At 58.8% G+C, this 11,227-nt stretch carries 11 protein-coding genes and 1 tRNA gene; 9 read left to right on the forward strand and 3 right to left on the reverse strand.

Annotated features, from left to right (window positions below; translation table 11 throughout):
* The first annotated feature begins 34 nt into the window (after window positions 1–34).
* The 8 genes from B30_RS19355 to B30_RS19390 all read left to right on the forward strand — a co-directional run bounded on the left by B30_RS19355 (window position 35) and on the right by B30_RS19390 (window position 7,037).
* The gene (locus tag B30_RS19355) at window positions 35–688 is read left to right on the forward strand and encodes an ABC transporter ATP-binding protein (RefSeq protein WP_009573890.1); all 654 of its coding nucleotides are present in this window, start codon (window positions 35–37) and stop codon (window positions 686–688) included.
* A complete protein-coding gene (locus B30_RS19360) occupies window positions 672–2,510 on the forward strand; it encodes a capsule polysaccharide export (RefSeq protein ID WP_009573892.1) in 1,839 nt (612 codons plus the stop codon). Before B30_RS19355 ends, B30_RS19360 begins: the two co-directional genes overlap by 17 nt.
* A 259-nt stretch (window positions 2,511–2,769) precedes the next feature.
* Window positions 2,770–3,279, forward strand: coding sequence for a hypothetical protein (locus B30_RS19365; RefSeq protein WP_009573894.1), 510 nt, complete (start codon window positions 2,770–2,772; stop codon window positions 3,277–3,279).
* A gap of 188 nt (window positions 3,280–3,467) precedes the next feature.
* A tRNA-Gln gene (locus B30_RS19370) sits at window positions 3,468–3,542 on the forward strand.
* 192 nt (window positions 3,543–3,734) lie between these two features.
* On the forward strand, window positions 3,735–4,289 hold the full coding sequence (locus tag B30_RS19375; protein ID WP_009573896.1) for a metallophosphoesterase: 555 nt from the start codon (window positions 3,735–3,737) through the stop codon (window positions 4,287–4,289).
* A 762-nt stretch (window positions 4,290–5,051) separates the two neighbouring features.
* The gene (locus tag B30_RS19380; RefSeq protein WP_009573897.1) at window positions 5,052–5,822 is read left to right on the forward strand and encodes an AraC family transcriptional regulator; all 771 of its coding nucleotides are present in this window, start codon (window positions 5,052–5,054) and stop codon (window positions 5,820–5,822) included.
* A 93-nt stretch (window positions 5,823–5,915) separates the two neighbouring features.
* Entirely contained in the window at window positions 5,916–6,305 is a 390-nt protein-coding gene (locus B30_RS19385) for a cupin domain-containing protein (protein WP_009573898.1), read from the forward strand.
* Between the two features lie 42 nt (window positions 6,306–6,347).
* On the forward strand, window positions 6,348–7,037 hold the full coding sequence (locus tag B30_RS19390; RefSeq protein WP_009573899.1) for a GNAT family N-acetyltransferase: 690 nt from the start codon (window positions 6,348–6,350) through the stop codon (window positions 7,035–7,037).
* A 469-nt stretch (window positions 7,038–7,506) separates the two neighbouring features.
* Here B30_RS19390 and B30_RS19395 read toward each other — a convergent pair whose 3' ends face one another.
* The 3 genes from B30_RS19395 to B30_RS19405 all read right to left on the reverse strand — a co-directional run bounded on the left by B30_RS19395 (window position 7,507) and on the right by B30_RS19405 (window position 9,999).
* The gene (locus B30_RS19395) at window positions 7,507–8,574 is read right to left on the reverse strand and encodes an alkene reductase (RefSeq protein ID WP_009573900.1); all 1,068 of its coding nucleotides are present in this window, start codon (window positions 8,572–8,574) and stop codon (window positions 7,507–7,509) included.
* Window positions 8,575–8,686: 112 nt separating this feature from the next.
* Window positions 8,687–9,094, reverse strand: a complete 408-nt coding sequence (locus tag B30_RS19400) for a winged helix-turn-helix transcriptional regulator (protein WP_009573901.1) — start codon at window positions 9,092–9,094, stop codon at window positions 8,687–8,689.
* A gap of 545 nt (window positions 9,095–9,639) precedes the next feature.
* A complete protein-coding gene (locus B30_RS19405) occupies window positions 9,640–9,999 on the reverse strand; it encodes a winged helix-turn-helix transcriptional regulator (protein ID WP_009573902.1) in 360 nt (119 codons plus the stop codon).
* A 79-nt stretch (window positions 10,000–10,078) separates the two neighbouring features.
* Here B30_RS19405 and B30_RS19410 point away from each other — a divergent pair, with 79 nt between their 5' ends.
* Window positions 10,079–11,065: an NADP-dependent oxidoreductase gene (locus B30_RS19410; protein WP_009573903.1), complete on the forward strand. Its 987-nt coding sequence runs from the start codon at window positions 10,079–10,081 to the stop codon at window positions 11,063–11,065.
* Window positions 11,066–11,227 lie beyond the last annotated feature (162 nt).

Here is an 11,227-nt window from a genome sequence, read left to right on the forward strand (position 1 = left end):
GGGTGGTGTGTAGGCAGTATCAGGGCGCGTAACTATGCTCGAGTTCGACAATGTGAGTAAGTCCTTTTGGACTGGGACGCAGCGCAAGGTGATCCTTGATCGCGCGTCTTTTCGCGTGGAACTTGGCAACAGTCTTGGCATCCTTGCCCCGAACGGCACCGGCAAGACCACGATCATCAACATGATGAGTGGTTTGGAAAAACCCGACGAGGGCGAAATTCGCCGTGGCTGTCGTGTGTCTTTCCCACTTGGGTTCATGGGCGGGCTGATCGGCAAACACACCGCGCGCGAAAACGTCCGCTTTATCGCCGAGCTTTACGATCTCGATCCCGATTATGTCGAGGCCTTCTGCCGTTGGCTCTGTGAGCTCAAAGAATATTTTGATATGCCGGTGGCAACTTATTCGGCGGGGATGCGATCCCGCCTGTCTTTTGCGCTTTTGCTGGCGCTTGATTTTGACATCTACCTGATCGACGAAGGCATGCCGTCGACGGCGGATGTGAATTTCAACCGTAAAGCGGGGAGCATTCTGCGCGAGCGGCTTGAACATGCCACCATCATCGTGGTGTCGCATCAGGCCGCCACGCTTGAGAAATTCTGTCGTTCGGCGGCTGTTTTGAGAAACGGCAAGCTTTACATGTTCGACACATTGGAAGAGGCCAAGGCGCTCTATGACTACGAAGGTTAAAGCTCAAAAATTCCGGGTGCGCCGCGCGCCGCGGGCCGCAACGCCCGCCGTACAAGGGGGAGAGACCCCCATCGTCGATGCCACAGGCCAAGCCCCGTCAAAAGAAGCGGCAACTAAGGCCTTTGATGACGACAAATTGTTTGACAATGACGCCAGCGCCGATGGCTTTGGCGATGCACCTTTTGCCGGGTCCGCGGCGGCACAAGCGGCAGCACAAAAAACGCCGCAAAAAACGCCCGGAACCGAGACCCAAAACGCGGCCCCCTCCGCCACGGGGCGCGGGGGCCGGATCAAAGGCGGCGTAGCCCGCGCCCTTGGCCAAACCACAGACACCAACACGGCGCTGACCGGCGATGTCACCCCCGCGGATGAGGCCAGCATTGACGCCGAAATTGACGCCATCCGCCGCGAGGGCCTGACCGGGCGCCAATTGCGCATGGCGCGGCGTGTGGCGCAAAAGCACGGCATTGCGGCCACTTCTGATTTTGACGCGGTGCGTCAGTTGCGCAAACAGGGGATTGATCCGTTTCAACGCGCCGCGATATTGGATCTGGTCACGACCGAGGGCAAACCGCCCTCACGGGAGTTGACTACCACCGAGGGCCCAAAACTTCCGAAGACCATCGACAACGCCCCAAAACTGCCGTCCAAAGATATTTTGGAACGGCTGACCCGAGAAGACGAGATTTCCACCATTCAACGCGACATCGCGCGGCGGCGGCGGCGCAAAATGGTGCTTTTGATCGCGCGTTTGGCCGTGTTTGTTGGCATTCCAACGATCCTGGCCGGTATTTATTTCTATACAATCGCAACGCCCATGTACGCCACGCAGTCGGCGTTTTTGATCCAACAGGCGGATTCCGCCGGGGGGGCTGGCGGTTTGGGCGGCCTTATGGGCGCGTCTGGGCTGGGTGGCGCTCAGGATTCGATCGCGGTTCAGGAGTTTCTTGAAAGCCGCGACGCCATGTTGCGTCTGGATGCGGACGCCGGGTTTAAGGCGCATTTTTCCTCTGACGCGATTGACCCGATCCAACGCCTGCCGCAAAACCCGACCAATGAACAAGCCTATAAAGTCTACCAGGATCGCGTCAGCATCGGCTATGATCCGACCGAAGGGCTTTTGAAAATGGAGGTGGTCGCGGCGACGCCCCAGACCTCTCAATTGTTCAGTGACATGTTGGTCGAATATGCCGAGGAAAGCGTGGATCATCTGACCCAGCGGATGCGCGAAGACCAAATGAAAGGCGCGCGTGAAAGTCTTGATGACGCCGAAGCCAAAATGAAAGCGGCGCAAGAAAAAGTGGTTCTTCTGCAAGAACAGCTTGGCATTATCTCGCCCGATGCCGAAACGGCGGCGATCATGGGTCAGGTGTCTGGCTTTGAAACCCAGCTTCAGGAAAAGAAACTGCAACTGCAACAGCTTTTGGACAACCCGCGTCCGAACCAGGCCCGCGTCGATGGCACCCGTGGCGACATTGGCCGCCTTGAAACGCTGATTGCCGAACTGCGCTCGCAGTTGACACAGGCCACAGGTGCGTCGGGGTCCTTGGCACGCATTTCCGCAGAATTGCGGATGGCGGAGGTGGACCTTGCCACCCGTCAGACGATGGCCCAACAGGCCATTCAATCGCTCGAAATGGCGCGGATCGAGGCCAACCGTCAGGTACGCTACCTGTCCCTGTCCTCGCGTCCCATCGCCCCGGACGAACCCACCTATCCGCGCAAATTCGAAAGCACACTTTTGTCGATGCTGCTGTTTTCGGGCATTTATCTGATGGCGTCTTTGACCGCGGCCGTGTTGCGCGAACAGGTCTCTGCCTAAAGCGTTGCGCTATAAACCTGACTCACGGGTTTATGGCGAAACGTCCACACCATTGATACGTCTGGCGGCGTCACGCCTTTGCCCTGTCTCAGGAGAAAGGCGGAACGCTTTAAACCTGAAATCATGATGGCCCGCCCTCAGCAAAGGGTCGTGCGGGTCCTTGTATTTGGCCCCCCCCTGCGACAGTTTGGCACGACGGAGTGGCACAGGCCCCGCGTATTAAAAGCATTCAACACGCGGAATGTGAAAGGATCGCATCATGAAACGCTTCCCCCTGTCGCTTGCCCTGCTGGCCGCCCTCCCCCTCGCCGCCCTGCCCGGCCTCACATTGGCACAGGGGTTTGGTGCGGAGTTCATGACCAACTGGGATTTGGATGAAAATGGTCAAGTGACGCTTGCCGAGGTGCAAGAGCGTCGTGGCGATTTGTTTTACATGTTTGACGCCAATGAAGATGGCATGTTGAATGACGACGAATATGCCATGTTTGACGAAACCCGCGCCGCAGACCGCGAAATGCATCTTGAGGCATACGGGAGTGTTCCGGGACAAGGCCAAGCTATGGGTCAGGGTCAGAGCCAAGATCAGGGCATGAGCCAAATGGCGGTCGGCATTGACGCCGTTCAAGACGCCATGACCCGACGCTTCAATGACATGAATGGCGACGGCGTGGTCACGCGCGACGAATTCATCGGCAATGGCGCGCAATGGTTTGCCCGTATGGACCGCTCAGGCGACGGCGTAGTGACGCTTGCGGACTTTGGCCAATAGGGACCAAAGCAAAACCGCGCCCGCGCCTGATGCCCCGCATATCCTCTCTCCGCCTCGATAAAATCCGGAGAGAGGCCCTATCGGAAACCGCAGTTAGGGCCTCCGGCAAATTCTTTCATTCCAAGTCAAAGAATTTCACGAAAAGGGCTTGCACACTTCCCAGCAAGCGACTAATTAGCCCCCCACGTTGGGATGTAGCCAAGTGGTAAGGCAACTGTTTTTGGTACAGTGTACCGTAGGTTCGAATCCTACCATCCCAGCCATTTCACACCTGTTGTGACGTTCGCCCAAGATTGGAACTTATCCGGTCTGACTTGGAACTTTGTCCGGGCAAGACTGGCACTTAGTGCTGTTTTGAGCGCCGAGGCCTCCAGACCCTTGCTTTCTTGGCAGACATTTGCGCCGTGGCGGTCTGTCTTCTAGACTGAAGCCTGACGAACACGGAGGGCACGGAAATGGCCAACTGGTATTCGGCCGACCTGCATTTCGGCCATCACCGCATCATCGACTTCTGCAAACGCCCTTTCGCCTCGACCGGCGAGATGAACGCAGCCCTGATCGCGAATTTCCAAGCCTGCGTTGGTCATGATGACGACCTCTGGATACTAGGTGATTTCGCCTTCGGTAGCGCCGAAGACAGTGCGCAGTTCGAGAACTGGTTTCACAGCCTCCCCGGACGCAAGCACCTCATCATTGGCAACCACGACGACGAAGCCGTCATCTCCTTGCCTTGGGTCAGTACCGAGTACATGGCCGAGATCCAGGACGGCGATCAGAGCCTCGTTCTGTGCCACTATCCGATGATTACCTGGAACGGCGCCCGTAGGGGCGCCCTGCAGTTGTTCGGGCACGTGCATGACCAATGGCCCGGCTCACGTAACAGCGTGAATGTCGGCGTGGATCAGTGGCAATTTCGCCCCTTGCAGATCACAGACATCGCCAAGCGTGCCTCAAAGCTTCCGGTGAATAAACACTGGCAAGATGTGGAGCACGGGAACGAACTCAGCTGACAAGGATGGCTGCAATGAGATCGGTGTTTCGGGGGCAGACCGACCACTCTGGCTGAAGGCAGGTGGCCTGTTGCAGCTGCCAGCTGCAAGGAATGCCAACATATGATTTCTCACGTTACCGTTGGAGCGGACGACATCGCGCAGGCAGAACGCTTCTACTCGGCGTTTCTCCCATGAGATGCAGGGGCTGTGATCCAGACAGCGGACGCTCAGCAAAGCGACGCTGCTGTCGGTGATGCTGCAGAGCACTCTACCGTCAGAGATGCGCAAAAAGCTGGCGTTGCAAACTCAGCCTTCTGAGGCGATCAGGCGACCTTCCATGCTGCCGCGCGGCGAATGGAAACCGCCGTTCGCTGCAGGTGCATCATCCATTAACCGCCGACCGGCAACAGTGCGGACTTTGCGGCCGTTCGCTGCGACTGCACGGTATCCTGTGACCTCGTCAACTCACCGGACCCAAAGGGCGGAGAACGGACCTTCGCTGCGCCCGCAAACTAAAATGGGGAAGCCGAACAAAGCGGCCGCTCGGGGCCGCCGCACAATATTTTTCGGGGTGCATCTGCAGCGAAGGTCGACAGTGAGCCCAAACTGACCGCGTCGATCTTGAGTGAGTTCGCAGTTGCAGCATGGGCGCGCCGGTAGCTACCAGCCCACAGCCGACGGTTGCTCCTGACTTTGCGCGTGATTGTCAAATTGACATTTGCCAGCTACTCCGTCCGTATGAAGCTAAAGATAGTCTTTTTATCGCCGGAGCGACAGAGGATGATCGACCGCTACGAGCGCGCGGATCGTTCTGCGGTCGGTTTTTCGATGGATTATCCGAACGGGCTGGCGTCGGGCATGCACAGCCATCGCAAGGCCCAGCTTGTTTACGCAATCTCGGGGATGATGCACGTCACGACTGCGGAGGCCAGTTTTCTGCTTCCCCCCACGAAAGCACTGTTCCTGCCTGCAGAAGTGGAGCATTCCATCTGCATGGAAGGCGACGTTGCCATGCGTGAGGTGTTCATGACGCGCGGTCTTGGCGAGGCCATCGCTTCGGCCCCAAGGGTTCTGACGGTCAGCCCCCTCTTGCGGGAACTGGTCCTGGCGATCTGCCAAGAGCCGGTCGACTGGCCCGAACAAGGTCGGACCCCGCATCTTATCGCGCTCATCATCGAGGAAATCCGACGGGCCAAGACCGTTATGACTCGCTTGCCGCAACTTCGCGACCCTCGCCTCGCGCCCATAGCCCGTACCATATTGGACACTCCCGCCGATCCCCGCACACTGGAAGATTGGGCCGAGGTTTGCGGCGCATCGGCGCGGACATTGGCGCGACTGTTCGTTCAGGACACTGGCATGACCTTTGGACAGTGGCGTTTGCAGGCGCGGCTGAACGTCGCCTTTATCCTTCTGATGACCGACGGCGAAATTGCCCTCATCGCGTACAAGGTCGGTTTTGCCAGCCAGTCAGCCTTTGGGACCGCCTTCCGCCGCACCTTTGGCATGACACCGGCGCAGGCCAGGACAATCCACCTCGATCCAGCATAAATCTGTCCGTTTCGCTACAAAACTTGTCCTCCTGTCTTTCAATGAACTGTTGATAGTGCGGGTCAGATCATCACTGCTGAGAAAGGCACACAGATGGGCAATCCCCTGTTTTCGGACATCGGCATCATACGCGCAAACGAGCTTGAAGAAGGCCCGATCACGCCAGGCCAAATCCGCCGCAAGGCACTGGAAGTCGGCGACCTTTGGGTCGGCGAATGCCACGTCACTGCGCTCGATCAACCCAGCCAGTGGCACCACCACAAAGATTTTGACAGCGTCATGTATATGCTGTCGGGCCGTATTCGCGTCGATCATGGCCCGGGCGGAACGAAGTCCTTTGAGCTTGGCGCTGGAGATTACGCCTATTTTCCCCGCCGCGTGATCCACCGCGCCCAGATCCTTGAGGGTGAGGACGTGCGCTATGTATTCCTGCGCGTCGGCCAGGGCGAGACACTGGAAAATGTTGACGGTCCAGACGCCTGAGGCAGACGGATCTATGTTTGGAATTGCAAGAAGGAGCCTGAGATGGCCGAAGACCTGTCCCACTGGACCCCGCGCCCCGAACCCCAAACTGAACCGATGGAGGGGCATTTCGTCCGGCTGGAAAAACTGGACGCTGCGCGCCATGCCGATGGCCTGTTCGACGCTTCTGCCCAGCCGGACGGGGAAGAGCGGTTCCGCTGGTTGCCCGATGTCCCACCGACGGATCGCAATGTCTTTCGCGATTGGGTCGAGCAGTCCGCCGTCAGCAAAGATCCGATCTTTTACGCGGTGATCGACAAGGTCTCGGGAAAGGTTGCGGGGCGGCAGACCTTCATGCGGGTGGATCGCGCAAACGGAGTAGCCGAGATCGGTCACATCTATTGGGGGCCGCTCGTGTCACGTCGGCCCGCGGCGACCGAGGCGCTGTTCCTTTTCGCCCGCCACATCTTCGACGACCTTGGCTATCGCCGCCTTGAATGGAAGTGCAACAATGAAAACCTGCCGTCCAGACGGGCGGCCTTGCGCTTTGGTTTCCGGCCTGAAGGGGTGTTTCGCCAACATCTCATCGTGAAGGGTCGAAATCGCGATACGGCCTGGTTCTCGATGCTGGACAAGGAGTGGGCGAAGCTGCGGTCGGCCTACGAGGCATGGCTGTCACCCGCGAACTTCGATGAGTCAGGAGACCAACGCAGGAAATTGCAGGAGTTCCGCGCGGAAGCGGAAGCCGATTGACCACCTGTCAAGGCGGTCCAGTCACAGTGCGAAGGACCGCCTTCCGCCCTTCTTCAGGATACCGCGGTAGCGAAGCGCCAGATGATGCGCGCGTAGCGAGCGGCAGAAAAGTCCGCAGTGCCGCCACTCGCCTTCCGATTTCGCGTTGATTTCGTGTGCAGCCGCAGCGAAAGTCGGCAGTGAGCCCTTACCACCGGACTATGCAGGCGCAGTATTTCGCCCATGCAGCAATTCGAAATCGGTGCTCACGGCCATTCGTCCATCGTGCAGCATTTCGGAGGGGGAAGGTCACCAGAGCGGACTTTGCGGCCGTTTGCAGCACCTTCTCAGTTTGCGCTGCAACGGCAAAGACACAAGGAAGGGCGGAACGTGACAGCGGGACGAGACTTGTAAATGTCTCGATCCGGCCGCTCGCATTATCCGTTTAAAACGGGGCGGCCGGATCGAGAAGATTGCCTTGGCAGAAGCTTCAGTCGAGAGGCGGGTAATCGGTGTAGCCCTGCTCGCCACCCACATAGTGCGTGGCGGGGTCGGACGGCGCCAAGGCGACGTCACGACGGAAGCGTTCCGGGAGATCAGGGTTGCTGATGAAGAGCGTCCCGAACGCCACGGCATCGGCCAGACCGGTGGCTATCGCCTGTTCGGCAGTTTCGCGATCATATCCGACGTTCACGATGAACTGACCGGTAAACCGCTTTCTCGCTTCGGGTGCCAACAGCTTTAGGCCGTCCGGAAGCTGGACCGGCTCCATGAAGTGAAGGATTCCCACCTTCCGCGCTTCGAGGGCTTCGACGGCAAACATGTAAGTGCCTTCCAAGTCGCTATCGCCCATGTCGTTATAAGGGATCCGCGGCGAAAGACGAACGGACACGCGGGATGGCCCAAAAACTCGGATCGCGGCATCGGTCGCTTCGAGCAGGAAACGGGCGCGATTTTCGACAGGGCCACCATAGGCGTCTGTTCGTTTGTTTGGCCCGTTTTCGAGGAACTGGGCGGGCAGAAAGCCATTGGCACCATGCACCTCCACGCCGTCGAAGCCCGCATCTTTTGCTGCGCGTGCGGCGGTCTCGTAGTCTTGGATCGTGCTCTGGATCTCCTCCAAGGTCATCGCCCGGGGCGTAACGGCAGGCTTCGGTCCTTCGGGCGTAAAAACCTGGCTGTCGAAGGGAACCGCCGATGGCGCGACTGGCAGGGCACCGCCGTGGAAGTCGGGATGCGAGGCCCGGCCCGTATGCCAGAGTTGCGCGAAAATGAGGCCGTCGGCCTCGTGCACGGCCTGGGTGACCTTTCGCCAGCCTTCAATCTGGTCATCGGTGTAGATCCCGGGCGAATTCGTCCAGCCGATCGCTTGCTCGCTGATCTGCGTGCCTTCTGTGATGATCAGGCCAGCCGTGGCGCGTTGCGCGTAATAGCGTGCGGTCAGTTCGTTCGCGACGCGGTCGGGTGACCTGCTTCGCGACATGGGGGCCATGAAGACGCGGTTCTTGAATTCGAACGCGTCGGTCTTCAGCGGGGACAGTAGTTTCAGGTCGGTCATTTGACACTCCAGTTGATCTGGAGTCTAGGTATACATCGTAGACCTGGTGTCAATTAGGCACTTAAGAGTGACGTAGTAGGTCCGAGGTAACCTGAAATCCGCCACTCCGCGCCTAATCCGGACGCTTTCCAACCTGAACGCCGCCGAAAGTTTCATCCGATTGTCGATCATCAAATACCTCGCGTGCCGCATCGACCTCGACGAGATGGTCCAGCGTCCATTGGTGCAACGCGCGAAGTGGCATTTGCAGAGAGAGGCCAAGCTCGGTGATCTCGTACTCGACAGCCACGGGTGAGAGGGAGACGACGCGTCGGTTGATCAACCCGTTGCGTTCAAGCCGACGAAGACATTGTGTCAATGCCTTCTGGCTGACGCCCTCCAGCCGCCTGCGAATGACGTTGAACCGATGCGGTCGCTCGGACAGGATCGCCAGTACCATTGCCGACCACTTGTCGGCGATCTGATCGAATAGCCCGCGGCTGCGGCAGTCCGAGGAGAAGCAGATCGTTTCCAGTTCCATGGAGGGGCCCCCTGACGCTTCATCCAAGATGAGTATTTAACGCGCCTTGGTATCCATCGTAAACCTTCATATCACGAAGCGCCGCTCGCATCTAGGACGTCGGGCCCTTGTGAAAAAAAGCGTTTTTGCCATCGTGGCGGCAGACACCCCGCCGATGCGTAACGCGTTATGCTTCATACTCCGGTGGCGGGAGCGCCAGCTGTCGCCCATCTACGACTACGACGAAATGGACTGTTGCCCATGTGAAGAGGGTTTAGCATGCCGCGGTCACTCTGGGCTCGGAGCCGCCTTGCGGCGGCGCAGCACGACGCCAGATTTCGGAGTTCCGCCAATGTCGGGACCCGACGGCTCAGTGGGGCTGTCTCGCGCTCGTGGCGAATGTCGGATCTCCGCCCAACATAACGTCCGCTGAGCCAGCACCAGCCGATCTTTCGCAACGGCAGCGAACGGCAGGAAAGTCCGCAGTGCCGCCGCTCGCCCTCCGGTTTGACGCTGATTTCGTTTGCAAGTGCAGCGAAGGTCGGCAGTGAGCCCTTTGCAGGCATTCAGGAACCGCCGAGTTCGCGTTGATGCTCATTGGCCCAAAGGCATAGCTCTTCGAAAGGTTGCCGGAGCGAATACCCTAGAGGTGTAATCGCATATTCGACGCCCGGAGGCAGCGTCGGAAGCACCTTGCGGCTGATGAATCCGTCGCGCTCCAGCCGTTTCAACGCATCTGCAAGCGACTTGTGCGTGATGCCGTTCAGACGCCGTTTAAGCTCATTGAAGCGCACGGGTTCCGCGCACAGGACGATCAGGATCAAGATCGTCCATTTGTCGGCAATCTTGTCGAGAACTGGCCTGATCAGCGGCACATCTTCAAGTGCAAGGCTGGCACGGGCTGCGAGGTCGGTATCGTCGATCATATCTAGGCTATCCAAGGTGCGTTCTTGCGCTAAGATATACGGCGTATATCTGAGAGGGGTCAATCAAAAGGACCTCAAGATGACCAACACGACGATGAAAGCACTGGCGGCGATGGACTACGGCCGCCCGGAAGACCTGGTGATGATCCAAAGCGCTATCCCGTCGGCGGGTCGCGGGCAGATCCAGGTGCGGATCAAGGCGGCGACGATCAATCCCACCGATCTGCGCGTCATCACAGGCGGATACAAGGACATGCTTCCGGTGAGCTTTCCCTATGTTCCGGGGAACGATTTCGCAGGCATCGTCACCCAGGTCGGCAAGGACGTAACGGCCTACGAGGTTGGGGACGAAGTCTTCGGTCAGGCCCTTCCGCGGGATCTGCGGGCGGCGTGCTCGCCCACCAAACCCTCTGTCAGCACAGGCTCCCTGGCTGAATACGCAGTCTTCGAGGCGGACACTCCCCTGCTTGCGCACAGACCCGATTCAGTTCCGGTCGAAACCGCAGCAGCCTTGGCGATTTCGGGAATGACCGCCCGCGCGCTCATGAAGATCGCTCAGATGGAAGCAGGAACATCCGCCTTGATCATCGGGGCGACCGGTGGGTCCGGCACGTCTTTGGTATCGCTGCTGGCAAACCAGGGCATCCGCGTGACCGCAACGGCCGGCTCATCTGAAAAGGCGGACATGTTGCTGCGTCTTGGCGCTGTTTCCACAGTTGGTCATGATCCTGCAGACTATCCCAAGGATGTGGATGCTGTCTTTAACATGGCACTTTTCGAAGACCGTATCTGGCACGCGGCTGCAAGCCTCAGAACTGGGGGCAAGCTCCTCTCGATCATGCACCCTGCTGCAACCGTAGCTGATCTTGGGCGTGACGACGTGGAGTATCATTTCATGCTGGATATGGACGGCGTGTATGGAGGCATGCCGGACGTCGCGGAGGCCGCAGGCAAGGGCGAGCTGACCGTAGAAATCAGCAAGGTTTTCCCGTTCGATCACGCGGTCGAGGCCGTTGTGGCCTATGCCAGGGAAAAGCTACCCGGGAAGATCGTCGTCACATTCTGACGCGCAGGTCCGAGGGAATGAAGGTCTGGTTTGTCCGCTCAGCTGACATCCGACCCTCGAAAATGCTGCGGGGTGGACGAATGGCCGGTCTGACGGGCCGCACCGCGGCAACACGGGAGTCTGGCGAACGGCATCTGTGGGTGGCTCCCGCATTGCAAGCGT

This window comes from Celeribacter baekdonensis B30, assembly GCF_000299875.1.
Lineage (GTDB): Bacteria > Pseudomonadota > Alphaproteobacteria > Rhodobacterales > Rhodobacteraceae > Celeribacter > Celeribacter baekdonensis_A.

What these genes read in the sequence shown, in the direction of transcription:
- B30_RS19400 (WP_009573901.1), bottom strand. Translation starts at nt 9,094, where the DNA reads ATGGAACTGGAAACGATCTGCTTCTCCTCGGACTGCCGCAGCCGCGGG.
- B30_RS19385 (WP_009573898.1), top strand. Translation starts at nt 5,916, where the DNA reads ATGGGCAATCCCCTGTTTTCGGACATCGGCATCATACGCGCAAACGAG.
- B30_RS19390 (WP_009573899.1), top strand. Translation starts at nt 6,348, where the DNA reads ATGGCCGAAGACCTGTCCCACTGGACCCCGCGCCCCGAACCCCAAACT.
- B30_RS19380 (WP_009573897.1), top strand. Translation starts at nt 5,052, where the DNA reads ATGATCGACCGCTACGAGCGCGCGGATCGTTCTGCGGTCGGTTTTTCG.
- B30_RS19395 (WP_009573900.1), bottom strand. Translation starts at nt 8,574, where the DNA reads ATGACCGACCTGAAACTACTGTCCCCGCTGAAGACCGACGCGTTCGAA.
- B30_RS19375 (WP_009573896.1), top strand. Translation starts at nt 3,735, where the DNA reads ATGGCCAACTGGTATTCGGCCGACCTGCATTTCGGCCATCACCGCATC.
- B30_RS19355 (WP_009573890.1), top strand. Translation starts at nt 35, where the DNA reads ATGCTCGAGTTCGACAATGTGAGTAAGTCCTTTTGGACTGGGACGCAG.
- B30_RS19410 (WP_009573903.1), top strand. Translation starts at nt 10,079, where the DNA reads ATGACCAACACGACGATGAAAGCACTGGCGGCGATGGACTACGGCCGC.
- B30_RS19360 (WP_009573892.1), top strand. Translation starts at nt 672, where the DNA reads ATGACTACGAAGGTTAAAGCTCAAAAATTCCGGGTGCGCCGCGCGCCG.
- B30_RS19405 (WP_009573902.1), bottom strand. Translation starts at nt 9,999, where the DNA reads ATGATCGACGATACCGACCTCGCAGCCCGTGCCAGCCTTGCACTTGAA.
- B30_RS19365 (WP_009573894.1), top strand. Translation starts at nt 2,770, where the DNA reads ATGAAACGCTTCCCCCTGTCGCTTGCCCTGCTGGCCGCCCTCCCCCTC.